The 24,361-nt window shown below is 71.3% G+C and carries 22 protein-coding genes and 2 pseudogenes; 12 read left to right on the plus strand and 12 right to left on the minus strand.

Going from position 1 to position 24,361, the window contains the following annotated elements; genetic code table 11:
• Positions 1-58: 58 nt before the first annotated feature.
• Positions 59-1,243: an IPT/TIG domain-containing protein gene (locus OWR29_RS45790; protein WP_267569975.1), complete on the plus strand. Its 1,185-nt coding sequence runs from the start codon at positions 59-61 to the stop codon at positions 1,241-1,243.
• On the opposite strand, the gene OWR29_RS45795 is transcribed toward OWR29_RS45790, so the two are convergent.
• Complete coding sequence (locus tag OWR29_RS45795) at positions 1,237-1,998, minus strand: hypothetical protein (protein ID WP_267569976.1); 762 nt, start codon at positions 1,996-1,998, stop codon at positions 1,237-1,239. The genes OWR29_RS45790 and OWR29_RS45795 overlap by 7 nt on opposite strands.
• Positions 1,999-2,203: 205 nt before the next feature.
• Here OWR29_RS45795 and OWR29_RS45800 point away from each other — a divergent pair, with 205 nt between their 5' ends.
• Positions 2,204-4,216 carry a S8 family peptidase gene (locus OWR29_RS45800; RefSeq protein WP_267569977.1) on the plus strand — a complete coding sequence of 671 codons (2,013 nt, stop codon included), beginning with the start codon at positions 2,204-2,206 and terminating at the stop codon, positions 4,214-4,216.
• Positions 4,217-4,253: 37 nt separating this feature from the next.
• Here OWR29_RS45800 and OWR29_RS45805 read toward each other — a convergent pair whose 3' ends face one another.
• Positions 4,254-4,934 carry a hypothetical protein gene (locus tag OWR29_RS45805; protein WP_267569978.1) on the minus strand — a complete coding sequence of 227 codons (681 nt, stop codon included), beginning with the start codon at positions 4,932-4,934 and terminating at the stop codon, positions 4,254-4,256.
• 130 nt (positions 4,935-5,064) lie between these two features.
• Between OWR29_RS45805 and OWR29_RS45810 the strand changes: the two genes are divergently transcribed.
• Genes OWR29_RS45810 through OWR29_RS45830 form a run of 5 tightly spaced genes read left to right on the plus strand, consistent with a single transcriptional unit; the run spans position 5,065 to position 10,142 of the window.
• Positions 5,065-6,759, plus strand: a complete 1,695-nt coding sequence (locus OWR29_RS45810; protein WP_267569979.1) for a S8 family serine peptidase — start codon at positions 5,065-5,067, stop codon at positions 6,757-6,759.
• 41 nt (positions 6,760-6,800) lie between these two features.
• The gene (locus OWR29_RS45815; RefSeq protein WP_267569980.1) at positions 6,801-7,400 is read left to right on the plus strand and encodes a sulfite oxidase-like oxidoreductase; all 600 of its coding nucleotides are present in this window, start codon (positions 6,801-6,803) and stop codon (positions 7,398-7,400) included.
• Complete coding sequence (locus tag OWR29_RS45820; RefSeq protein ID WP_267569981.1) at positions 7,370-8,125, plus strand: ferredoxin reductase; 756 nt, start codon at positions 7,370-7,372, stop codon at positions 8,123-8,125. Before OWR29_RS45815 ends, OWR29_RS45820 begins: the two co-directional genes overlap by 31 nt.
• A complete protein-coding gene (locus OWR29_RS45825; RefSeq protein WP_267569982.1) occupies positions 8,122-8,406 on the plus strand; it encodes a DUF6510 family protein in 285 nt (94 codons plus the stop codon). The genes OWR29_RS45820 and OWR29_RS45825 overlap by 4 nt, the downstream gene beginning before the upstream one ends.
• Before the next feature lie 2 nt (positions 8,407-8,408).
• A complete protein-coding gene (locus tag OWR29_RS45830; RefSeq protein WP_267569983.1) occupies positions 8,409-10,142 on the plus strand; it encodes a UvrD-helicase domain-containing protein in 1,734 nt (577 codons plus the stop codon).
• 1 nt (position 10,143) lies between these two features.
• Here OWR29_RS45830 and OWR29_RS45835 read toward each other — a convergent pair whose 3' ends face one another.
• Complete coding sequence (locus OWR29_RS45835; RefSeq protein ID WP_267569984.1) at positions 10,144-10,524, minus strand: hypothetical protein; 381 nt, start codon at positions 10,522-10,524, stop codon at positions 10,144-10,146.
• A gap of 219 nt (positions 10,525-10,743) precedes the next feature.
• Between OWR29_RS45835 and OWR29_RS45840 the strand changes: the two genes are divergently transcribed.
• Entirely contained in the window at positions 10,744-11,544 is an 801-nt protein-coding gene (locus OWR29_RS45840) for an SGNH/GDSL hydrolase family protein (protein WP_438872745.1), read from the plus strand.
• 80 nt (positions 11,545-11,624) lie between these two features.
• A complete protein-coding gene (locus tag OWR29_RS45845) occupies positions 11,625-11,921 on the plus strand; it encodes a PLD nuclease N-terminal domain-containing protein (RefSeq protein WP_267569986.1) in 297 nt (98 codons plus the stop codon).
• Between the two features lie 9 nt (positions 11,922-11,930).
• Here the strand turns inward: OWR29_RS45845 and OWR29_RS45850 are convergent, their stop codons facing one another.
• The 5 genes and pseudogenes from OWR29_RS45850 to OWR29_RS45870 form a co-directional block, all read right to left on the minus strand.
• A complete protein-coding gene (locus OWR29_RS45850; RefSeq protein ID WP_267569987.1) occupies positions 11,931-13,499 on the minus strand; it encodes a hypothetical protein in 1,569 nt (522 codons plus the stop codon).
• A gap of 98 nt (positions 13,500-13,597) precedes the next feature.
• The gene (locus OWR29_RS45855; RefSeq protein ID WP_267569988.1) at positions 13,598-15,490 is read right to left on the minus strand and encodes a serine/threonine-protein kinase; all 1,893 of its coding nucleotides are present in this window, start codon (positions 15,488-15,490) and stop codon (positions 13,598-13,600) included.
• Between the two features lie 183 nt (positions 15,491-15,673).
• Positions 15,674-17,701: a response regulator gene (locus tag OWR29_RS45860; protein ID WP_267569989.1), complete on the minus strand. Its 2,028-nt coding sequence runs from the start codon at positions 17,699-17,701 to the stop codon at positions 15,674-15,676.
• A gap of 68 nt (positions 17,702-17,769) precedes the next feature.
• Positions 17,770-18,090 (minus strand): annotated as a pseudogene (locus tag OWR29_RS48215) (Sir2 family NAD-dependent protein deacetylase); the annotation flags it as partial.
• Positions 18,091-18,363: 273 nt separating this feature from the next.
• Positions 18,364-18,737: pseudogene (locus OWR29_RS45870) on the minus strand (Sir2 family NAD-dependent protein deacetylase); the annotation flags it as partial.
• Positions 18,738-18,974: 237 nt separating this feature from the next.
• On the opposite strand from OWR29_RS45870, the gene OWR29_RS45875 reads away from it, so the two are divergent.
• A complete protein-coding gene (locus OWR29_RS45875) occupies positions 18,975-20,057 on the plus strand; it encodes a lytic polysaccharide monooxygenase auxiliary activity family 9 protein (protein ID WP_267569991.1) in 1,083 nt (360 codons plus the stop codon).
• Between the two features lie 236 nt (positions 20,058-20,293).
• Here the strand turns inward: OWR29_RS45875 and OWR29_RS45880 are convergent, their stop codons facing one another.
• Positions 20,294-20,506, minus strand: coding sequence for a hypothetical protein (locus OWR29_RS45880; protein ID WP_267569992.1), 213 nt, complete (start codon positions 20,504-20,506; stop codon positions 20,294-20,296).
• Between the two features lie 36 nt (positions 20,507-20,542).
• Between OWR29_RS45880 and OWR29_RS45885 the strand changes: the two genes are divergently transcribed.
• Complete coding sequence (locus tag OWR29_RS45885; RefSeq protein ID WP_267569993.1) at positions 20,543-20,977, plus strand: hypothetical protein; 435 nt, start codon at positions 20,543-20,545, stop codon at positions 20,975-20,977.
• On the opposite strand, the gene OWR29_RS45890 is transcribed toward OWR29_RS45885, so the two are convergent.
• Both OWR29_RS45890 and OWR29_RS45895 read right to left on the minus strand, forming a co-directional pair.
• Positions 20,966-21,835 (minus strand): glycoside hydrolase family 88 protein, encoded by an 870-nt coding sequence (locus OWR29_RS45890; protein WP_267569994.1) that lies wholly within the window; start codon positions 21,833-21,835, stop codon positions 20,966-20,968. The genes OWR29_RS45885 and OWR29_RS45890 overlap by 12 nt on opposite strands.
• A 16-nt stretch (positions 21,836-21,851) precedes the next feature.
• Positions 21,852-22,796: a ribose-phosphate diphosphokinase gene (locus tag OWR29_RS45895; RefSeq protein WP_267569995.1), complete on the minus strand. Its 945-nt coding sequence runs from the start codon at positions 22,794-22,796 to the stop codon at positions 21,852-21,854.
• Positions 22,797-22,865: 69 nt separating this feature from the next.
• On the opposite strand from OWR29_RS45895, the gene OWR29_RS45900 reads away from it, so the two are divergent.
• Complete coding sequence (locus tag OWR29_RS45900; protein ID WP_267569996.1) at positions 22,866-23,708, plus strand: ABC transporter ATP-binding protein; 843 nt, start codon at positions 22,866-22,868, stop codon at positions 23,706-23,708.
• On the opposite strand, the gene OWR29_RS45905 is transcribed toward OWR29_RS45900, so the two are convergent.
• The gene (locus OWR29_RS45905; RefSeq protein ID WP_267569997.1) at positions 23,705-24,358 is read right to left on the minus strand and encodes an ABC transporter ATP-binding protein; all 654 of its coding nucleotides are present in this window, start codon (positions 24,356-24,358) and stop codon (positions 23,705-23,707) included. The genes OWR29_RS45900 and OWR29_RS45905 overlap by 4 nt on opposite strands.
• Between the last annotated feature and the right edge of the window lie 3 nt (positions 24,359-24,361).

Here is a 24,361-nt window from a genome sequence, read left to right on the forward strand (position 1 = left end):
GCCGATCTCCGCCTTAGGCTGCTCCCGAGCCATCCCCGGAAGGTCGGAAGGACCTCACATGCGCAGGGAACCGTTAGTACGCAACGGGATCGCGGCTTTCGCGGCCGCCGCCCTGGGCATCGTGGCCGCCGCACCGGCCCCGGCCTGGGCCGCACCGGCGACGATGACGCTGAGCAGCACCTCGGGCCCGAGCGGCGGCGGCAACTCGGTCACCGCGACGGTCGCCGCCGGCGTGCTCGCCTTCCCGGCCGGCACCACCCCGGTCGTCCAGTTCCAGTACAACGCCCCGACCGCGAGTTCCTGCGGCGCGACCGCCAAGGACGAGGCCGCCATCGAGGGCACTTCGTCGACGCTCACCGCCGGCGCGCTCACCGTCGACCCGGCTCAGGTGCGACGGCTCTCGACGACGAAGATCGCCTTCACCGTCCCGGCCGGGCTGGCCCTCGTCTCCGGCCAGAGCACCTCGAAATGGAACGTCTGCGTCTACAACAACGCCTCCACCACCGCGAGCACGCTGATCGCCACGTCCGTCTACAGCATCGCCCAGCGTCCGGCGATCACGGCGATCCTGCCCGCGCGCGGCCCGGCCGCCGGCGGCCAGACGATCACCGTCAACGGCAGCGGCTTCAGCGCCGGCACCACGGCGACCATCGACGGCGCCGCCCTCACCGGCCTCACCCTCTCGCCGGGCAACGACAGCTTCACCGCCGTCACACCGGCCCACATCGCGGGCAGCGGATACGCGCTCATGGTGCGCACCGCCGGCGGCGTGGCCAGCAGCGCCGACCCCGACAACGACCCCGCCACCGCCGACAACCCGATCCTGTTCAGCTTCGACAACAGCATCGTGGTCAGCCCGAACTCGGCGCCCGCGGGCTCCTCGCCGTACATCGACATCCGCGGACAGGGCTTCGACGAGCTGACTTTCGACGGCAGCGGAACGCCCACCGACGCCAACGCTCACGTGTTCCTCGTACGCGACGTCTACGACCCGGCGTCCAACCGCGGCATTCAGGAGTGCGGCGAGGTCCTTGTCCTGGACGACACCGAACTGATCTGCCGGCTCGACCTGGCCGCCGACAGCCTGGACCCGGCCGACGGGACGCCGCTCATCGGCGTACCGGTCGCCGAGGGCACCTACACGGTGACGATCGTGGCCGACGGAACTGTGGGCGCCACCGGCGCCGAGACCAAGGCGACCATCGTCACCAGCGGCGCCACCTTCACGGTTGGACCCTACTGACCGACCTTGTTCCACTGGGTGTCTATCGCCTTGACGCTCTGCGGGATCGACGGGGTGCCCTTCTTGGCCGTGGTGAGCACGACGACGCTGCGGCTGTCGGTGATGCGCCAGCACAGGAGCATCGAGGGGCGTACGGCCGGGGTGGCGTTCTGGGCGAAGCGGAACTTCTGCGTGCACCTCGCGTCGCCGGCCGGTTCGCCCTCGTCGGCCGCCCACAGCATCTCGCGCTGATTGCTGAGGTCGCCCTTCGCCGAGTAGATGCGCATCATGCCGCCGCTGGCCAGGGTGCGGCTCTGCGTCCGATACGACGCGAGATTTTCAACCGCGACGCCCGGCGCCGGGGTCAACGGCCGCTGCACCGGGAACCCCGCCGCCGCGGCCTTCGAGCGAGCCGCCTCGATCTTCTTGCGCGTCTTTTCGTCGGTCGTGGCCTGCGTGGTCGCGGCCGGCGTCTTCGAGGCAGCGGGCGTCGTTTCGGCCGGCACCGCGTCGGCCTTGGCCATCGGGCCGGCGGAGGCCGACGGCGACGGCGGGGCGGGCGAGGTGGGAGGCGGAGTGGAGTCCGAGGCGGAGCTCTCGGCCACGATCGGGGCGGCCGCGCCGAGGTCGGGTGGGGCCGGGTCGTCGCGGTTGATGAGCAGCACCGTGCCCACGCCGGCCACCACGGCCAGGCCGGCAGCGCCGGTCACGGCCAGCTTCCGGCGGCGGTCGCGGTCGCCGTTCGCGCCGGATGTCTCGTCGTCGCGAATGCTCATGGTTACCGGTCCTCCGGATCTCGGGTGCGGCCCGCCGCGGCGGTTCTCGACCCCTCCGATGCTCCCAGCTCATCCGACAAATAGGTCTAAAACGTCAAGGTCGCGGTGTGATCCGGTCCGCACTCCCGATCTGCACCGGTAATTGTCCTGCCGAAGTCACCCCGGCCGCCGACCGTTCTCCTCGACCACAACGGGGAGGACGACCATGAAGAAGCACCTACGCCGGTACGCCGTGGGCGCGCTGGCTGTCGGCGCCATCGCCGGGAGCGCCGCGATCGCCCTGCCCGGCAACATCACGGCTGCGACCGAATGGCAGCCGGCTATCCAAACGCCGGCTACCTACACGCCTTCGACGTTCAACCTTGACGAGAAGCCTGAGCAGCTGCTGCCGGCCACCGTCTCGGCTCAGCAGCCCGTCCGCGTGGTGACCACCAGCGTCGACGCCAGCGGCAAGCCGGTCATCAAGGTCACCACCGCCACCAGCAAGACCGCGGCCGCGCAGGCCGTGAAGGCCGGTCAGACGGCCCGGAACGCCGTCGGTGTCGAGCTGGACGCCGTCACGACCGCGGCCGACGTGCCCTCGGGCAGCGACACCTACCGCAGCCAGCAGTGGGACTTCAGCAAGATCTCGGTGGCGACCGCTTGGCCGAAGTCGACCGGCGCCGGCGTGACCGTGGCCGTGCTGGACACCGGCGTGGACGCCAAGCACCCGGACCTCGCGGGCAACGTGCTGTCCGGCTACGACGCGATCGCCGACAAGGCTGAGGTCAGCACCGACCCGAACGGGCACGGCACGCACGTCGCGGGCACCATCGCGGCGGTCACCGGCAACGGTGCCGGCGTCAGCGCCATCGCACCCAACACCAAGATCCTTCCCGTACGGGTTCTGGCCGCGAACGGGTCGGGCTACATGTCCGACGCGGCCGAGGGCATCGTGTGGGCCGCCGACCACGGCGCCAACGTCATCAACATGTCGCTCGGCTCGTCCGAGAAGGTCACCGCCGTCAGCAACGCCATCGCGTACGCCCGCGGCAAGGGCGTCACGGTCGTCGCGGCCGCCGGCAACGAGCGGGCCAAGGGCAGCCCGACCAGCTGGCCGGCCGCGGACGCCGGGGTCATCGCGGTCGCCGCCACCGACTCGTCGGACAAGATCGGCACCTACTCGAACGCCGGCAGCTACGTCGACGTGGCCGCGCCCGGCACCTCGATCCTCAGCACCTACCCGACGGCGCTGGGCAGCAAGACCGGGTACGCCTCGATGAGCGGCACCTCGATGGCCTCGCCGCACGTCGCCGCCGTGGCCGCGCTGCTCGAGGCGTACCAGCCGAGCCTCACCCCGGACCAGGTGGAGAGCGCCCTCGAGACCTCCGCCGTCGACCTCGGCGCCAAGGGCCGCGACAACGACTTCGGCTACGGCCGGATCGACGCCACCGCCGCGCTGGCCGCGGTCACCCCCACCACCACGAGCCCCACAACGAGCCCGACCACCAACCCGACCAGCCCGGCCGCGAGCCCGACCCCGTCGGCGACCAAGCCGGTGACCACCACGCCCGCCCCGGCCCCGACGGCCACCAAGACCCCGACGACCGCCCCGACCCCGACGACCGCCCCGACCCCGACCGCCACCAAGACCCCGACCGCCACGCCGACGCCGACGCCGACGAAGACGGCCACACCCAAGGTCACCCCGACCGTCAAGGTCACCACGTCCCCGACGTCGGTCGTCTACGGCAGCACCAGCACGATGACCTTCACGGTCACCGCGTCCGGCGCCCCCTGGGCCGGCAAGCCGGTGCAGATCGCCCTGGCCGCCGCCGGCTCCGGCAAGTTCCAGCTGACCAGCGCCAAGACCGACGGATCGGGCCGGGTGGCCGTCTCGGTCAAGGCCACCGCCAGCTTCGAGGTGAAGCTGGTCGTCCTGGCCACCGACACCTCGGTCGAGGCCGTCTCGCCGGTCACCACGTTCACGGTCCGGGCCCAGGCGACGGTCAGGAGCACCACCAAGCGCGCGCTCAACGTCACGATGACCGGCGCCGCGGGCCAGAAGGTCCAGGTCCAGGAGTACGTGAAGGGCAAGTGGGTCACGGTCCGCAGCTTCACCGCGGCCAAGGCGCAGACGACGGTCACCGGCCTCCCGTCCGGCGCCAAGGTCCGCCTGGTGGTTCCCACCACGAAGGCCGTCACCGGCTTCACCACGACGACCGTCAAGGTCGCCTGAGGCTGGCGCACCACCGAGAGGAACGCGACGGCCCGTCTCAGCTGAGGCGGGCCCACTCGCGTTGAATGACCGCCACGCTGTCACCCGACGACGGGCGGCCCCGGTCGGCCACCGCGACCGTGACCACGCTGCGGCGGGCCGACGTGCGCCAGCACACCAGCATCGTGGGCACCACCCGAGGCTGCTCGTTTGACTCCGTACGCAATGTCTTGGTGCAACGCGCGCCGCCCACCAGCCAGCCCGTGTCGCCGGCGATGGCCAGCTGCGGCCGCCCGGTCAGGTCGTAGCCGGCCGACGTGACCCGGATCCGGCCGGTATTGGTGGTCTCGCTGTGCTCGTTGAGCTGCGTCGCGGCGGTCAGGCCGGCCGACGCCGACACGGAGATCGACGGTGATGGCGGGGGCGGCGGAGGCGGACTGACCCGCAGCCGGACCCCCGACCGGCTCACCTTGCCGGGCGAGGCCGCCGGAACGGTCCGCCCCGACGGCGGCGAAGCCGACCTCGAGGGTGACGGCGCGTGAGTCGCCGGCACGACCACTCGCGGCTCCCGGATGGCCGTGGTGCGCGACATGTCGATCAGCTGGCTCTGCACCAGGAAGACGCCCGCCCCGCCGAACGCGGCCAGCCCGGCCAGTCCGACTCCCAGCTGCTTGCGCCGCTGGTTACGCCGTTCCCGCGCCAGCGACCGGTAGACGCCGTTCTCGTCCTGCACTGTCATGCCCGCGAGCTCCCCCGTTCCATCAACCGATGGTCCCATCGAGCCGGACAAAGCGCGCCAAAACGAACGGAAACCAAGGTGCACCGCCGTGCTTCCCGGCTGGTGACCCGTACTGACGAATTGGTCTGACATGAAGAAGCAGATCGTTCGTCTCACCGCCGGCGCCATCGTTGTGGGCGCGACCGCCTTCGTGCTGCCGGCGCAGGAGCCGCATTGGCAGCCGGTCACCCGCAACCTGTCGGCGAGCCCGGCCCGTCTGCTTCCGCCGGTCGTTTCCCAGACCCATCCCGTACGGATCATCAGAACCACTGTCGACCGGCACGGCCGCCCGACGGTGTCGTCCCGCACGGCTACCGACCGCGACGCCGCCGGCGCCCTGATCACCCAGGGTCAGCACGCTGCGGGCGCGGTCAGTGTCGAGCTCGACGCTCCCGTCACCGTCGCGCAGGTCGACCCGTACCTGCCCGCGCAGTGGGACCTCGCCCGCACCCGCGTCGACGGCGCCTGGCCGCGCTCGACCGGCGCCGGCATCACCGTGGCCGTGGTCGACAGCGGCGTCGACGCCACCCACCCCGACTTGGCCGGCCAGGTGCTGCCCGGCGCCGACTTCATCACCGGCGTCGAGGGCACCGCGATCGACCCGCACGGGCACGGCACGCACGTGGCCGGCACGATCGCCGCGCTCACCGGCAACGGCGCCGGCATCGCGGGCATGGCGCCGGACGCCCGCATCCTGCCCGTCCGGGTGCTCGGGGCCAACGGCTCCGGCTACATGTCGGACGTCGCCAACGGCATCGCGTACGCCGCCGAGCACGGCGCCGACGTCATCAACATGTCGATCAGCTCGACGACGCAGGTCGCCGCGGTCAGCAACGCCGTCGCGTACGCCCGCAGCAAGGGGGTCGTGGTCGTCGCGGCCGCCGGCAACTCGCGCGCCCAGGGCAGTCCGGTCAGCTTCCCGGCCGCCGACGAGGGTGTCATCGCGGTGTCCGCGACCGCGGCGGACAACACCGTCGCCGGCTACTCGAACCGCGGCGGGTACGTCGATGTGGCCGCTCCCGGCAACGACATCCTCAGTACCTTCCCGGGCGGCAATTACGTACGCATGAACGGCACCTCCATGGCCGCGCCGCACGTCGCGGCGGTCGCCGCTCTGCTCAAGGGCGCCGACCGTACGCTGACCCCGCAGCAGGTCGAGGCGGCGCTCACGTCCTCGGCCACCGACCTCGGCGTACCGGGCCGGGACGACGACTTCGGCGCCGGCCTGCTCGACGCGGCCGCCGCCCTGGCCACGCTGACCCCGCCGGCCCCGGCCGCGCCCACCAGCCGGGCCACGCCCAGCCCCACCACTCCCAGCCCGTCCGAGACCGCGACGACCCCGCCGCCGACCGCCGAGACGCCCGCCCCGACCACCGAGCCGACCCAGGCTCCCACCGCCACGCCGACCGAGACCGCCCCGCCGGCCACCGCCGTCCCGAGCCCGTCGACCCCGAGCCCGTCCGAGACCACGACCGCACCGACCACGCCGCCCGCAAGCCCGACACCGTCGGCCGCGCCGACCCAGCCCGCACCGACTCAGGCCGCCCCGACCCAGGCCGCGCCGGCCAAGCCCGTCATCCGCCTGGTCCGCCCCGGCCCCGGCAAGCTGACCGTGGTCATCACCGGCGTCCAGGGCGTTCCGGTCGAGATCCAGCAGTACACCGGAGAGTGGCGTACCATCCGCACCTACCAGGCCACCACCATCGCCCGATTCGTCGACCTCGTCCCGGGGCTGGAGCACCGTGTTGTCGTGTCGGGCGCCACAAGCGACGTGATCCGCCTCTAGGCGCTGTCGAACGCGAAGATCATCCGGTTTACTCATCACCCATGGGCATCATTTCCAGGGGATTCGGCGGCCGGCGGCGTGAGTCGGTGCCCGGCCTGCCGCCCGGCCAGTACCTCACCCACGATTTCCCGGTGCTTTCCGCCGGGCCGACCCCGCGCATCCCGCTCGATCGCTGGCGCTTCACCCTCACCACGGAGACCGGCGACAAGACGAGCTGGAACTGGACGGAGTTCCAGGCGCTGCCGGCCGAGGACGTCACGGTCGACATCCACTGCGTCACCAAATGGTCCAAGCTGGGCACGACGTGGCGGGGCGTCTCGCTCGACACGTTGCTGGCCGACGTCGAGTCCGAGGCCGAGTACACGATGGTGCACAGCTTCGGCGGGTACACCACCAACGTACCGATGGAAGATCTTCTCGACGGCAAGGCCTGGGTGGCGTACAAGTTCGATGGTGAGGATCTCGAACCGGAGCACGGCGGCCCGGCTCGGCTCCTCATCCCGCATCTGTATTTCTGGAAATCGGCCAAATGGGTCAACGGCGTGCAGCTGATGCCTCAGGACGAGCCCGGTTTCTGGGAGGCCGCCGGCTATCACATGTACGGAGACCCATGGCGCGAACAGCGGTATCAGGGCGACTGATCTGGCGGGCGGCGACGGTCAGCGCCGCCCGTTCGGAGTCGCCGACGGCACGTACGCTCGTGCTCGACGTTCCGGACTGGCCGGGTCACCTGCCCGGCCAGCACGTCGACGTGCGCCTGACCGCCGAGGACGGTTACCGCGCCCAGCGGAGCTATTCGATCGCCTCGGCCTGGCCGCACCCCGAGAACAAGGTCGAGCTGACCGTCCAGCGGCTGGACGACGGCGAGGTGTCGCCCTATCTGACCGATGTCGTCGAGCCGGGCGATCAGATCGAGCTGCGCGGCCCGGTCGGCGGCTGGTTCGTCTGGCGCGACCGGCAGCCGGCGCCGGTGCTGCTGGTCGGCGGCGGTTCGGGGGTGGTGCCGCTGATGGCGATGGTGCGCGCCCGGGCCACGGCCGGCACCAAGCAGCCGTTCCGGCTGATCTATTCGGTGCGGACGCCCGAGGACGTGCTGTACGCCGACGAGCTGCGCCGCCGCGTCCGGGACGACGCCGGGCTCGACGTTCACTACGTCTACACCCGCAAGACGCCGGACAATTGGCCTTCCGCCCCGAAGAGGATCGACGTGGCGGCGCTGAACACGTACGGTTGGCCGCCGGACTTCGCACCGGACTGTTTCGTGTGCGGTCCCACGACGTTCGTCGAGACCGCCGCGGACATTCTGGTCGCGCTCGGCCATGATCCACGCCGGATCCGCACCGAACGCTTCGGAGGGACGTCGTGACACAACCCGGGGAGACGGGGGCCGCGCTCGACGGCAACGCCATGGCCGGCGACCTGCGCGAGATCTTCGCCGTCGACGTGACCGCGGCCCGCTACATGTGCGCGGGCTGCACCCACACCGACGCGGTGGCCACCCTGATGGTGTGGGCGCACTCCCCCGGCCTGGTGGCGCGGTGCCCGCACTGCTCGGACGTGGTGCTGCGGGTCGTCCGGGCCCCGGACAAGGTCTATCTCGACCTGCGGGGCAGCGTCCGCCTCGAAGTGCCGCTCGAAGGCAGCTGACCTTGAGCCGCCCGGGCACGCCGGAGGATCCGCTGCTGGCCGCGGCCGGCGACTGGTCCGCGACCATCGGCGACGCCCAGGACGAGCTGATCCGCACGGCGCCCGAGAGCGTCCTGATCATTCAGGGCGGTCCGGGCACCGGCAAGACGGACACCGCGCTGCGCCGGGTGGCCTGGCTGCTGGACGAGCCCGACCTGGGCCTGAGCGCGCCCGAGGTGCTGGTGGTGGGCCCGTCGCACGCGTTCGCCCGGCGCACCCGGACGCTGCTCGAGGGCTGGGGGCACGAGGGGGTCGCGCACAGCTCGATCGACGGATTGCTGCCCAAGGCGGTCACCGGCCGCCCCGAGGCGCCGCACGTGACCCGGCTCAAGGGCGAGGCGCGGATGGCCGGGCTGCTCGGCCGGGCCATCGAGAAGCACCGGGCTCAGCAGGGCGTCATCCCGCCGGTGCTGTCGGTCCGGGGCCGGGTCGTACGCCTCGATCCCGCCACGATCGAGCGGGTGATCACGACAGCCAAGGCCAGCGAGGCGACAGCCGGGGACAGGCGACGCCTGCTGCGGGCCGCGCTCGTCGCCGGTACGCAGGACCCGCGTTTGATTCTGGAAGCCGCCGACGTGCTGGCCGACCGCTTGTGGCCCGAGTTCGAGGCGGCCACGTTCCTGGCCGAGCTGTTCGCCTCCCGCGAGAAGCTGACCGAGGCGGCCGAGGGCGAGTTCACCGAGCGTGAGATCGACGCGCTGGTCCGGGCCCCGGGCGAGGAGCCGCCGTTCAGCGAGGCCGACCTGCCCCTGCTCGACGAGGCCGAACACGTGTCGGGAACGGAACCGCAGACGTACGCCCATGTGGTGGTCGACGAGGCGCAGGACCTCTCCCCCATGCAGCTCCGGGCGATCTCGCGCCGCTCGTCCAACGGGTCACTGACCGTGGTCGGCGACATGGCCCAGTCGACCGGCCCGTGGGCCCGCGACGACTGGCACGACGTGCTCGCCCACCTGCCGTCGCAGATGCCGCACGTGCACCGCGAGCTGCATTTCGGCTATCGCATCCCCCGCCAGATCTTCGAGCTGGCAGCCGAGTTGCTGCCGACCGCGGCCCCCAGCGTGCAGCCCCCGACAACCGTGCGTGAAGGTCCGGCCGAGCCGGTGATCGCGCCGGTCGAGCCGTCGGGCCGGGCGGCGGTCGTGGTGGCGGCGGCGGCCGATCACGCCGCGGACGGGCGCTCGGTCGCGGTGATCTGCCCGGCGCGCTGCCGCGACGAGATCGAGGCGGTGCTGCGTACGCAAGAGCTTCCCTGGGGTACGGCCCCGGGCGACGACCGGGGGCCGGCGATCACGCTGCTGAGCCCCCATGAGGCCAAGGGCCTGGAATTCGACGCCGCCGTGGTGGTCGAGCCGGGGTTCATCGTCGACGACGACCCGCGCGGGCATCGGCTGCTCTACACGGCCCTGACCCGGGCGACCGGCCACCTGCATTTGGTGGGCGCGCCCGAAGACCTGCCGATGGCGCCCGAGCCGGAATCGGACCCGGCCTCCGGCGAGGCCGCCGAACCGGCGTCCGTTTCGGCGCCGCCGGCCCCCGCGCCGCCGCCGTTGCCCATGCCGGACGACCCGGTTCTGCGCGAGCGGATCGACATGGTCGCGCAGAGCCTGGCCGAGACGCTGCTGGCCAACCTCACACCGGAGCTGTGGCCGGTCGCGCTCGACCGCCTGATCGAACTGATCAGCCCCGACCCCTGAGCTACGAGCGGAAACCTCCGCGCAGGCGCTGGGCCAGGCTGACCGGCGCGGGCGGGCGCTCGGCCGCGGGCCGCGGTTTGGCCGGGATGGAGCGGCCGACCGGGCGGTCGTAGTCGGCGGTGGCGATCGCCTCGATGATCTGGCCGTCGCCGAAGTTCTCGGAATCGGGGATCGAGGGCACGAAGCCGACCAGGACGCCGTTGCGCATGATCTGGGCCTCGAGGCCGGCGGTGCCGTCGTTGTCCCAGATCGCCTCGCGGCCGTCGGGCAGCATGACCCGGATGCCGTACTGGGTGATGCCGGCCTGCGGCAGTTTCACATGGGCGAAGACATTGCGTGCCCGCAGCGTGTCGACGATCCGCCGTGCCCGTTCTTCTTCCATGTGAAGACGGTAGCCGCGCGGCCTGAGGGCAGCCTGAAGATCGCCTGTGGCGCTCGTGTGAATGATCGATCACTGCTCGATATCGACGCAGGTCACATCGACGTACGTTACTCGTCCGTAACAGGAATGTCACCGTGTTTCTTTTCTCGGCACCCTGACTTACCGTTCAGTAACCGGAGCGCTTCGGCTTCCCCTCCCCCACGGACCGGAGGCCACCCGATGGGCAGACGTCTGTCTTTGCTCGGCTGTCTCGTCACTACGACCATGCTTTCGCTCGCCGTGGCGGCCCCCGCCGCGGCGGCCGTCGACCCTGCCGTCACCGACTACGTCGCCCTGGGCGACTCCTACTCCTCGGGCGTGGGCGCGCCCGGCCAGAGCGTCTTCTGCCTGCGCAGCAAGCAGGGCTACCCCGGCCAGTGGGCGGCGCGCAACAAGCCCAAGTCGTTCACCGACCTCAGCTGCGGCGGGGCCGTGACCGACGACGTGCGCACCCTGCAGGTCCCGTTCCTGAGCAGCGGGGCCGACTTGATCAGCATCACGATCGGCGGCAACGACGCGGGCTTCGCCCCGACCGTGCTCGGCTGCCAGGTCGGCAGCGACGCGGCCTGCCTCGACAAGGTGGCCGCCGCGCGTACGGACATCACCAGCAATGTGCCCGGCAAGCTCGACGCCACCTACGCGGCCATCAAGCGCAAGGCCCCGAAGGCGAAGGTCGTGGTGCTCGGCTACCCCATCCTGTTCGACACGTCGTCGGCGTCGTGCGGCCTGACCGGCATGAGCCTGACCAAGCGCCGAGCCCTCAACGAGGGCGCGCAACTGCTCAACGACATCATCGCGGCCCGAGCCCAGGCCGCCGGCTTGACCTTTTCCGACGTACGAGATGAGTTCGCTGGCCACGGAATCTGTGCACCCACTCCCTACCTGAACGGCCTCACGGTCGTCCCGCCCCAGAACTCGTTCCACCCCAACGCCACCGGCTACACGAACGGCTACCTGCCGGCCTTGGCCAGCGCGCTGTGATCCCGGTCCGGGCGGGTGCCACCAGTTAGCACCCGCCCGGAACCGCCGCCCGATCCCCGCACCCAGGATCGTTCCGAGGCATGGCCAGCATCGTCGTCCTCCTGCTCCTGCTAGACCTGGCGCTAGTGATCATCGCGCTGGTCGACTGCCTCCGCTTCAAGGAGGACGAGATCCGCACCGCCCCCTGGGCCGCCTGGATGTTCGCCATCCTCCTGCTCAGCCCCTTCGGCGCCATCGCCTGGTTCGTCAAGGGCCGCCCGGTGCCGAAGGTCGAGCTACGCCCCCGCCCGGTCTTCGTGGCCCCCGACGACAACCCCGACTTCCTCAAGAACCTGGCCGCCGCCATCCGCGAGAACAACCCCGAGGGCGGCCAGTAGCCGGCGGCCTCAATCGACCTGCCGGTATCTCCTGCCGTCCCAACGAAGGCCGGCGGTGAACCCGCCGAACCCGCCGGACTGCTTGAGGTCTCGGGAGACCACCACATAGAGGATTCCGTCCCGGACGTAGAGCGGGTCGAGCACGAACGCGGAGCTCTTGTTGAGGATCGTCTGCAACACGCGCACCGAGGAATCCGTGGTGGCCCGTCCGTCCAGCAGCGTCACGTCGGACGGCAAACTGCCCGTCGAAGCCGGTCGGCACGTCGACCGGACCAGCACGTCCGGGACGGTCTTGGAGCGGTTGAAGACGTACAGCCGCTGCATGACGTCGACGATGCCGCTGTCACAGTCCTGGGCCACCGACTCAGGCGACCAGTCGAGCCCGGCGACACCCCGCCCGGCCGCCGCATCGCACACAGCGTCGGTCCCGGTTCCCGCCGAATCACACTGCCGGCTCTGCCCGAGGAATCCCCTGACGCCTGCGAATCTCTTCTCGAACAGGAACGTCCACCCTCGCGCGGCATAGACCGCCCTTGTACCGGAACCGGTCGGTCCCGCCTCGATCGCCTGCGCGAGGGCATCCAGGTCAGGCCTGGTGCCGACCGAACCGAAGAGTCCCGAGCGGCCGTATGCCTTTCCATCGGCGAAGAACTGCGGTGTCGCGTACTGGGACAGCCACTTGTAGTCGTGGCGACAGGCTGCGTCGTGCACGGCGGTGAGCAGCGCGACCGAATACGCCCGGGCGCCGGTGAAGGACTGCTCGGTGAGCGCTTCGGCCGAGCAGACCGGCGCCGGGCCGGATGATGCCCGCGAGAAGTTCGTGCCCGCCACACCGTCGAGCGACTTCAACGCGGTCCGGACCACCGATGGAAGTTCCAGATCTGGTCGGACAGCCTCGCCGCGGCCCTCGTCGGTGTCGGGCCGTTCGGAGCCGTTGCTGCTCGCGAAGACGATCCAGGTTCCCGAGACGACGATGAGTTCCTCGCCGGCGACCAGGCCGTCCTTGATGAATTCCTCGGAGTTCCGCCACACCTTGCGGATCGCCACCGCGGCGTCCCCCATGTCGAGCGGGAAGGCCGTCGCCCAGCCGTCCTGGCTGTACTGCTTGAAGTCGTAGCCCTCGACATGGCACTCGGAGAGATCGCCGACCAGGTCCGCCACTGCCGCGGCCTTCGCCTCGGGAATGCGCATCAGCACCAGGTCGGCGCCGGCCTCTGCGCCCTGGTACCGCGGGCCGTACTTGGGGCCGGTCAGCATGTTGAGCAGAATGTCGGTCGCGCCGCCGCCCGCGATCGGCCGGTCGTAGCAGAACGGCGGCGGGGCCGGACCGGTGTCCTCCTGCTCCGAATCGAACTCGGTGAGCGACAGCGGCGCGGGCACATCGCGGAGCGCGTCCCGCACCTGCTGCTCGGTGACGACAGCCTTCTCGGCACCGGGCACGACCCCGTCGGCCGCGCCGTGCTTGCCGGGCAGAGCGCGCCAGAACCGCGCATGGTGCGACCACCCTTCCCCCGGGTTCTGCTGCGGCTGGGGAAGGGTCAGATTCGCGTATCGGCGCCGTTGAACGAGAGCACGCACACGGGAGCCACCGCTGAGGGCAGCTGACGACCGAGTGCGAACATGTGGATCACGGTAGGCCAGAACGCCGGAACCCTCCACCTAATTCCGCGCCCCGCTCACCAGGTGAAGGTGGACCCCCGGGCCTCGCTGGTCAGGGAGCGGCCGTCCCGGTCGTAGTCGAAGGACATGACCACGGCGTAGGTGCGGCCGCGGGTGGGCTGGACGGACGACGGTCCGCAGGTGCGGGTGGAGACGTCGCCGTCGAAGACCAGGCCGTCGCACGTCTTGCGGGCGCCGACGATGCGGCCGGTGCCGGATTCGCGCAGGGACACCGTGATGCTGCCGCGGCCGCCGCCCGGTGCGGTCACCGACGCCTGCATGCGGACGTCCGGGCCGACCATGTGGCACGGCTCGACCTTGGCCGCGGTCCGGTTCTTGAAGTCGATCGCCAGGCTGCCGTTGCACTGCCAGGGGCCGTAGGCGTCGACCTCGGTGCGGGACGAGCGGGTCGGCTTGCGCTTGGTGGGTGGTTGCGGTGTTTTCGTCCGTACGACGTCAGGGGTGGCCGCCGAGGTCGGGGCACTCACCGCCGGGGCGGGCCGCTTCTGCTTTACCGGCGCACGGCCAGCGTTCCGGTTGGCCGCCCCGTTCGTACGACGTTGCGCCACGGTGGAGGTGGCGGGCGCGGCCGCCGTCGGCGCGGTCTGCACGATCACCCGCGGGGCGGCCAGATCCTGGGTCCGGCCGTTGTCCCGCCCCATGTTCCAGGCCGTGGTGGCCACCGCGGAGGCGACCATGGCCGCCGCGATCAGCGCCATCGTGGCACCCGGCCGGGCCCACCGCCAGCCCGGCACCACGTTGCGCCGCCCGGGGTGACGCTGCGGCGGAACGATCGAGATCGCCGGCCCAGGCGGTAGGCCCACGCCCCTGTCGCCGTTCGACTCCGGTGCGCCGGCCTCCTTGTCGCCGTTCGGCTCCGGTGCGCCCGCGCCCTTGTCGCCGGTCGGCGAGACCCGCCACGCGTCGTCCCCGGCAGCCGGCACTCCCCACGGGTCGTCCTCGCCCGGCACCGCTCGCCACGCGTCGTCCCCGGCCGGCGGAAGCGACGCCGAATGCAGCACCGGCGCCGAGCGTGGCGGCTCGGCGAGGGCGCCGGCCGACGCCGACGCCGGCAGGGCGGGCACGTCGGCGAAGCGCCGGGACAGGTCGGACAGGTCGGCCACCAGCTCGGCCGCGCTGGGGCGCAGGCGGGGCTTCTGGGCCAGGCACGACATGATCAGGTCCCAGATCGGGCCGGGGACGCCGGGCCGGCGGGCCGGATTCCCCTCGAGGTGCTGGCGCATCAGGTCGGGGATGGAGTCGCTCAGGTACGGCGGCCGGCCGCTGACCAGCTCGTACAGCAGCACGCCGAGCGCGTACACATCGGTCGCCGGGTTGGCCGTCGCGCCGTGGAAGGCCTCGGGCGACATGTAGTGCGGAGTGCCGACGACCGCGTTGGGCGTGGTCATGCTGGGCGTGTTCAGGATCCGGGCCACGCCGAAGTCGGTGAGCCGGGTGTCGAGCCGGCCGTCCACGCTCGCGAGCAGGATGTTGTCCGGCTTGAGGTCGCGGTGCACCACACCCAGGTCGTGCGCCTCGGCCAGCGCGGCCGCCACCTGTGCCGTGAGCCGCGCCGCCTCGCCCACGGCCAGGGTCGGCTGCGTGCGCAGCAGGTCACGCAAACTACCCCCGCCGACGAGGTCCATCACCAGGCCGATGGTCTCGCCCACGCTGAACAGGTCGTGCACGCGCACCACGTTGCGGTGGCGCAGCATCCGCAGGATCGTGCGCTCCTGCACGAACCGGGTGACCAGCCGGGGCTGCCCCAGCAGGGTCTCGTGCAGCAGCTTCACCGCGACGGACTTGCCGGTGGACCGGTCGAGCGCCTCCCACACCGTTCCGGTGGCGCCCTGGCCGATCGGGCGTTGCAGCACGTACGAGTTACCGACGCACCGTCCGCTCAGGTCCATGGTCGACGTGCCGTGCGTGTCGGCGCGTGATCCAACACTCGACCGGTCCCGCGTGCCATGCTGGGTCACTCGAAGATCCCTCCGGAGTGCGGACAATGCCCCGGAATATTGCTGTTTGTCCGCTTCGGAAGGCAAGTCTTTACGCCCGGTTTCGCACCTTCGGTAGGAGTCGTGGGATTCCCGTTACTTGGACGTGGCGGCCTCGTTCGAACTCGTGCCGGCCAGCGTGCGGATGGCTGCCAGCAGCGTCGACCGGGTGAACGGCTTCTCGATCAGCATGCTGTTGTCGTCCAGGTGCAGCTGCGGGCCGAGCGAGGCCGCCGTGTAGCCGGACATGTACAGCACCGGCAGGTCGGGCCGGTGCGTGCGCAGCGCCGCGGCCAGCTCGGGACCGGTCATGGTCGGCATCACCACGTCGGTGATCAGCAGGTCCGGGTGCGCGCCCGCGGCCACCTGGGTCACCGCCTGCAGCGCGTCGGTGGCGACCGTGATGGCGTACCCGGCCGGCTCGATCAGCCGCTGCACGAGCTGGGCCACCTCGGGCTGATCCTCGACGATCAGAACCCGGCCGATCACGGCGGGCGCACCCTGGCGACCGGCCGCAGGCGCCGTCTTCTCCTCGGCGGCGGGCAGGTAGAGGTGCACGGTGGTGCCCATCCGCGGCTCCGACTCGAGCTCGATGTGACCGCCCAGCCCCTGCACGATGCCGGCCGTGGTGGCCAGGCCCAGTCCGGCCGCGGTGGGCCGGGTGGTGAAGAACGGCTCGAGCGCGCGCTGGCGCACCTCGTCGGTCATGCCCACACCGGTGTCGGTGATGACGATGTGCACCAGCCGGCCGGGCGGCACCCCCTCAGGACCCTTGCCCGCCTCGACCAGCTCGTTCATCGCGGCCACGCGGAGCATGCCGCCGTGCAGCATGGCGTCGCGGGCGTTGGCGGCCAGGTTGACCAGGGCCTGCTCGAGCGGGCCCCGCTCGGCCCGTACGGCCCACACGTCCGGGCCGAACGCCAGATCCAGACCGATGTGCTCGCCGAGCGTACGGGAAAACAAAGACTGCACATCGGTGAGCAGGTCCGGAATCGGGATGATCTCGGGACGGTTGCCGTCGCTGCGGCCGAACGCGAGCAGCTGGTGGGTCAGCGAGCGACCGGTGCCGACCGCCTCGAGGATGTCGGTGGCCAGCCTGTGGTGCTGGCTGCCCTCCTCGGTGGTCGACGAGATCATCTCGGCCGAGCCGCCGACCACCGTCAGCAGGTTGTTGAAGTCGTGCGAGATGCCGCCGATGAGCTGGCCCAGGCTGTCCAGCCGGCGCAGGTGGTCGAGCTGGCGCTTGAGGCCGCGGGCGTCGATGTGGTCGGTGGTGTCGGTGACCATGCAGACCACGCCGGTGAACTCACCGTGATCGCCCATCAGCGGCATCATGCTGATCCGGACGCTGCGCTGGGAGCCGTCGGCCCGCATGAGCCGGGTGCCGCCGACCGTCGAGCGGCCCTCCTTGCACTCGTTGATGCGCCGGTTCAGCTCCTTCTGGCCCTGGTCGTTCAGGAAGCCGCGGAGCGACACACCGACCAGCTGCGAGCGGGGCATGCCGAGCACGACGCCGATCGGTTCATTGGCGTACGTGACCACGGCGTCCGGATCGAGCTGGAGCACACCCTCGGGGATGGTCTCGAGCACCCGGCGGTAGCGCTCCTCGCTGGCCCGCAGCCGTTCCAGGGCCCGCGCGCTGGAGCAGGCCAGCGCGAGCTCCCCGGCGATGTCGCGGGCCAGCTCGACCTCGGCCGACGAATAGAACGAGCCGGGGGCTTCGCGGGTCAGAACCAGATAGCCGGCGTACGTGTTGTCGACGATCACCGGGCACAGGACCGCCGAGTGGATCTCGTGCTCCTCGCCGGCCAGGGGTTCGACGCCGTCCCCGGCCAGCACTATCGGGCGGCGGCTGGCCGCCAGCGCGGTCGAGAAGTCGTCGTCGGGCAGCTGGTCGACGTGGTCGAGCACGCGGGCCAGCGAGGCCGACCGCTCGTCGTCGACGTGGTGGTAGGTGATCGAGTCGTAGCGGCCGTCGTCGCGCAGCAGCTGCACACCGGCGCCGTCACCGATCATGTCGGCGGCGGCGCGGGCCGCCGTGGACTGCACGGCGGCCGGTTCGTGGGAGACCCGGCTCAGTGCCAGGGCAAGATCGGCAAGCGCGTACCGGAGGGGGTAAGCCATGACACCCATGCCGACATGATCCGCGCCGCAAGGGGTGCGTGGTGCCGGTTCGCCAGGTTTGCAACCATTCAACTGATGATCCGGGGAAGCACCTCGGCCGCCGGGCCACGCAGGTTCACGACGCAGAACGGGTCGAGCGGCGTGGGCTGCGGATTGACCTGAATGACGGCGCCGCCCATCTTCGCCGTCACCTGCGGAATCTCCGCCGCCGGGTAGACGACGCCCGACGTTCCGACGGTGATGAGCACGTCGGCGTTGGCGGCGGCCGTGACGGCTTCCTCCAGCGCGGCCACCGGCAACGCCTCGCCGAACCAGACAACCCCCGGCCGCACAGCAGCGCCGCAGTACCCGCAAACCGGCGGCGTCCGCGACCCCTCGCCACCTGCCGCCGAGGGGCTTCCCGCTCTTCCGACGGCCGACGCCGCCACGCCACCCGCACCCGCCGCTCCGCCCGCAACCGCCGTGCCGCCCGCACCCGCCGCGCTGCCCGCACCCGCCGCTCCGCCCGCACCCGCCGCGCCGCCCGCAGCCGCCGCGCTGCCCATGGGCGAGCCGTTTTCTGCTTTTGTGCCGCCTGCGATTCCCACCGCGCCCTTCCCTACTCCCCCTACGCCCGACTTTTCCGCATTTAGCGACCTCGGGGCCGCCTCGCCGCAGGCGGAGCAGCGTGGAGCGAAGAGGCTGCCGTGCAGGTGGATCGGATCCTTGGAGCCGGCCCGCTCGTGCAAGTCGTCGACATTCTGGGTGATCACCGTGCACTCCCGCCGGGCCACCGCCTCGTGGCCGGCGTTCGGGTGGACCCGCTCGACCAGCTCGCGCCGCCACTCGTACCAGCCCCAGACCAGCGCCGGGTCCGCTCGAAAGCCTCCGGGGTAGCCAGCGCCTGAGCGTCGTACTGCGCCCACAGTCCGGTCAGCGCGTCCCGGAAGGTGGGCACGCCGCTTTCGGCCGACATGCCGGCCCCGGTGAACACGACGAGCCGTTCGGCGCCGGCGATCAGGGCAGCCGCCGCTCGCTTGGCGGCCGCGGCGCTCAGCTCAGCAGCTGGGGTGCTGAGCGCGGCGGCTGGGGTGCTCCGGGGGTCCATGGCGAAAGTGTGCCTGGACCGGCGTACGGGAAACGAACAGGTTTTGACCACTATTGACAATCGTCGATTTTATGCAACGGTGTTACGACACCCGCCGGTGTATGCGATTCGGGAGTTGAGGGCAGCTCCCGCCGGTTCCCCCTGGCCTGTCCACCGGGCCACCGACCATGCGGAGCACATGCCCTCATGAAATTCAGAATTCTCTTCAGCGCGCTGGCCGGCCTTCTGCTGGCCGGCCTCACCGTCCTGTTCGCGCCGGTCTCCCCGGCGAGCGCGCACGGCAACGTCACCGGCCCGGCCTCGCGCAACTACGGCTGCTACGAGCGCTGGGGCAGCAAGTTCCAGGACCCGGCCATGGCCACCGAGGACCCGATGTGCTGGCAGGCCTGGCAGGCCAACCCGAACGCCATGTGGAACTGGAACGGCCTGTTCCGCGAGAACGTGGCCGGCAACCACCAGGGCGCGATCCCCGACGGCACGCTGTGCAGCGGTGGGCGTACGGAGAACGGCCGCTACAACGCCATGGACACCATCGGCGACTGGAAGGCCACCAACGTCGGCAACAGCTTCAACGTCAAGCTGTTCGACGGCGCCCGGCACGGAGCCGACTACATCTGGGTGTACGTCACCAAGCCCGGCTTCAACCCGGTCACCCAGGCCCTGAAGTGGTCGGACCTCGAGCGCGTGTCCCAGATCGGCAACACTCCGGCCGCGCAGTGGACGCAGCGCACCGACGGCGTCGAGATCGACATTCCGGTGTCGGTGTCGGGCCGCAGCGGGCGGGCCATGGTCTACACGATCTGGCAGGCCAGCCACCTCGACCAGTCCTACTACTTCTGCAGCGACGTGAACTTCGGCGGCAGCACCACCACCCCGCCGACCACGCCGCCGACAACCCCGCCCACCACTCCCCCGACGACCCCGCCCACCACTCCTCCGACCACGCCGCCCACCACGACTCCTCCGGCTCCCGGGGCGTGCTCGGCGACGTACTCCACGAGCAGCCAGTGGTCGGGCGGCTTCCAGGGCGAGGTCAAGGTGACCGCGGGTTCGGCCGCCATCAAGAGCTGGACGGTGACGCTGGCCTACGGCAGCGCGCCGTCGGTGCAGCAGTCGTGGAACTCGACGGTCTCGGTCAGCGGCAACTCGGTCGTGGCCAGGAACGCGGCCTACAACGGCGCATTGCCTGCCGCCGGGACGGCCAGCTTCGGCTTCATCGGCACCGGCACCGCCAGCACCCCCACGGTGACCTGCACCGCCACCACATGACAGCGGGCTGAGGCCGCCGCCCTCGTGTCGGCGGCCTCAGCCCAGCTCTGGCGCGATCCCGCAACGGCCGTTACAGTCGTTTGGGAGCGCTCCCAGACAACGTACTCCGGAAAGGAGCCCGGCTCAACCCGGCGGAAGACCCTTGAAGCTGCGGGGGACGGAGCCCTGCCCTCCCCGTCCCCCGTATCACCTCGAACGACCGACCAGCACCCTCAGACAAGCGCCACCACCCGGGGTCAGGAAGCAGTGACCGCGAAGTGGTTCACCTCATCCGCGACCGTGGTGGTCATGTCGAACCCGCCGACGTCGCCGGCCCACGCGGCGTTGGTCAGCGTGCCGCTGATGGTGCCGGTACCCGGTCTGCCTGCGCCGGCGCCGGGACGGACAACGACAGGACAGCGGCCAGCCCGCTCGCCGCCACCGCGGACAAGAGCCGAGCGGCCCTCCACGGCGCTGATGATCCGTTCTGACCCTAGGGTGGGACCGTGCCCGAGAGAGCGACCACCCGTCCCGCGCCGGCTTGGGGCCTGGTCCTCGGCACCCTGATGGCATTCGGCGGATTCCTGGCACCGTGGTTCCATCGCGACGGCCCGTCCTGGTTCTTCTCCGGGTGGGGTTATCTGACCGCCGACGACGGCCCCGGCTGGACCCTGTGGGTGCCGGTCGCCCTCGGCGTGGCCCTGGTCAGCGCGGCCTGGGCTCGCCGCAACCGGATCGCGGCCCGGCTGTCGCTGGCCGCAGTTCTGACGGCGGGCTTCTTCGCGGCAACGCTGGTGGCGGCCAGCCTCGACACCGAGGGCGATCCGTGGCAGGTCACCCACATGACGATGTCCCTCGGCGTGCCGTTGATGGCGATCGGGTTGAGCATCGCTGTCGTCGACGGGGTGACGGCACTGGCCGCACCGCGCTCAGAGGCCTGACCGCCCGGCCGCTGCCGTCGCGAGCAGGTGGAAGGCCTGGGCTTCGGCCGAGGTGCCCGGGTGGTCGAAAGTGGGTGCGCCGCACGCGTTCTGCACCAGGCCGTACTCGTCGACCTCGCGGGTGGCGGCGGCCAGCAGGTCGTGGCCCACGGTGGCGTATCCGGGCGGCAGCCAGCCGTCGGTGACGCCGGTCAGGGCCGCGTAGGCGAACATCTGGGCGGCGTTCGTCTCGCGGAACGTGCCCGGGTCGTCGAGCACGTCGTGGAACAGGCCGTCGGCGCGGCGCAGGGGCAGGCACGCGTCCAGAACCTCGCGGGCGTGGGCCGGCAGATCGGTCGACAGCAGCGCCGGCGCGAGGCGGACGGCCCGGGCGATTCCGGCCGCCACCCAGCCGTTGCCGCCGCCCCAGCGGGCGGGGCGGCCGGGCTCGATCGCCGAATAGAGGCCGTCCCGGCACAGGTGCCGCCGGTGGCCGTGCACCTGGCGCACGGCCTCGTCCAGCTCGCCGCTCAACGCCAGGAACGGCACCACCATGTAGACGGTGTCCGCCCACACCTGCGACTTGCCGAGCACGTGGAAGATCGTGCCGTCGCCGGCCCGCGCCGCCGTGTGAAGCAGGAAGTCGAGCTGGCGCCGGGCGGCGTCCGGGAAGCCGGCCCGCACGGCCGCCTCCCCGCACGCCGCACCGTTGACCGCGTTGTCGTCGTCGCCGCCGAGCCGGCCGTCCGCCGCCTGCCGCGTCACGGCCGACGACGCCATCAGGTAGGCCAGATCGTCCCGGCCCAGGTCGAGCGCCGCCTGCGCGGCGACGCCCTGCTCCCAGCTCTGCCGCTGCATCGCGAGCAGCGCATCGAGCACACGCGCGAGGCGACCGTCAGGATTCATGGAACAGGGCGCTGACCGACTCGCCGTTGTGGATGCGGCGCATCGCCTCGGCCAGGGCGGGCGCGACCGACAGCACGGTCAGCTTCTCGGTGTGGTTCTTCGACGGGATAGGCACGGTGTTCGTACAGACAATTTCTTCGATCTCTTTCTCGGCCGAGAGCCGCTGCACCGCGTCGGCCGCGAACAGCCCGTGCGTACACGCCACCCGCACGCTGCGGGCGTTGCGTTCGCGCAGGCGGTCCAGCAGCTCGAAGACCGTGCTGCCCTTGGCGATCTCGTCGTCCAGCACGATGACGTCCTTGTCGGCCACGTCGCCGATCACCGTGCTGATGACCACCTTGTCGTCGGCGTAGCGCTGTTTGGCGCCGGCCGCCACGCCGATGCCGAGCAGCCGGGCGAACGCCGCCGCCTCTTTCGCGTTGCCCAGGTCGGGCGAGACGACCACGGCGTTGCTCAGGTCGTAGCGGCGGAAGTGGCGGGCCAGCTCCTGCAGCGCGTGCAGGTGGTCGACCGGGATGTTGAAGAAGCCGTGCACCTGCGGCGAGTGCAGGGTCATGGCCAGCACGCGGTCGGCCCCGGCCGTGGTCAGCAGATCGGCGACGAGGCGGCCGCCGATGCTGATGCGCGGGGCATCCTTCTTGTCACTTCGCGCGTACGCGTAGTGCGGCAGCACCACGGTGATGCGCCCGGCCGACGCGCCCCGGGCCGCGTTCAGCATGAACAGCAGCTCGACCAGGTTCTCTTGCACGGGCGGGACGAGCGGCTGGATCAGGTAGACGTCGCGTTCACGGCAGTTGGCCTGCAGTTGCACCTCGATGCAGTCGTTGGCGAAGCGGGACGTGCGGATCGGCAGCAGCGGCACTCCGAGGTGGTCGCAGATCTCGGCGGCAAGGTCAGGATGGGCGGATCCGGAGAAAACGGCGATGTCACGCACGTCCCCAGCCTAAAATGCGGCCCTTCCGCGGGTCCTCACCGGGCGGGCAAAAGCGCTAGCGTGACCGGCATGAACGGTCTCGCTGTGGCCTGCCGGCGCGTGGTGCACATCTACCGGGCCGAGGCGGGCGACGTCGTCGCGCTGGCCGGGGTCGACCTGTCGATCGCCCCGGGCGAGACGATCGCGCTGGTCGGGCCGTCCGGGTCGGGCAAGTCGACGCTGATCGCGCTGCTGGCCGGGTTGATGCGGCCTTCGGCCGGGCGGATCAACATCGGCACGTACGACATGGGCAAGCTGTCCGACGGCGAGATTTCCCGCTTGCGGGGCACCGAGATCGGCGTGGTCCTGCAGGGGGCGGCCCGCAACCTTCTGCCGTACGCGTCCCTGCACCGCAACATCTGGCTGGCCCAGCGGCGGGCCGCCCACACCCGCGGCATCTCCCTGGACGACCCGGACCGCATCCTCGACCTGGTCGGCCTGCCCGGCCAGGGCCGCCAGCGCCTGAGCGACCTGACCCCGGGCGGCCGGCAGCGGGCCGCGCTCGCCGTCGGCATCGCCACCGGCCCCGGCCTGCTGCTGGTCGACGAGCCCACCAGCCGCCTCGACACCGCCGGCCGCGACGAGGTGCTGGCCGCGATGGAGACGGTGAACGCCGAACGCCAGACCACGATCGTCGTCGTCACGCACGACAACGAGGTCGGCGCCCGCCTGGGCCGCGCGGTGACGATCCGTGACGGCCGGGTCGGCGCCGAGGGCCGCGACGGTCAGGATTTCGCCGTGGTCGCCGGCGACGGCACCGTGCAGCTGCCGCCCGAGGTGCTGGGCAGCTATCCGCCGGGCACCCTGTTCACCGTCCAGCACATCGACGGCGAGGTCACCCTGGTTCCGGGCGGCACCGAGACGGTCGTCTAGTTCCGCACCCAGATGGCTTCGCCGTCGCCCAGGTGCAGTTCCCGGTCGCACGCGGCGGCGGCTTCCGGGTCGTGGGTGGCGAACACGACGGCCGCCCCCCGGGCAGCTTCGGCGCGCAGCAGCTCCATGACGCGCTGGCGGTTGGCCGCGTCGAGTTCGCTGGTGATCTCGTCGGCCAGCAGGATGTCGCCCTGCAACGCCAAGCCGCGAGCAATCGCCGTGCGCTGCTGCTGGCCGCCCGACAGTTCCTCGATCAGCTGGTTGGCCTGACCGGACAGGCCCAGCGGTTCCAGCGCCTCGGCCGTGCGCCGACGGGCCTCGGCCGCTGTGCCGCCGGTGGCGATGACCGCGACCGAGATGTTCTCTGCCGCGGTCAGGATCGCGGCCAGCCCGTTGTCCTGCGGGATCAGCACCACGCCGAGCTTCACCGCCTGGTCGCGGTTGGTCAGCCGTTCGCCGTCGACCAGCACCTCGCCGCGGGCCGGGGTCAGCAGGCCGGCCATCGCGCTCAGCAGCGTCGTCTTGCCCGCGCCGGAGGTGCCGGTGACGGCCAGGATCTGCCCGGGCCGGGCCTCGACCGTCACGCCGCGCAGCACCGTCAGGTCGGCGTCCCAGGCCAGGTCGGCGTCCGCAATGCTGAGTGTCTTCATGTG

Origin of the sequence: Paractinoplanes pyxinae (assembly GCF_026626335.1) — a bacterium.
GTDB classification, from domain to species: domain Bacteria; phylum Actinomycetota; class Actinomycetes; order Mycobacteriales; family Micromonosporaceae; genus Actinoplanes; species Actinoplanes pyxinae.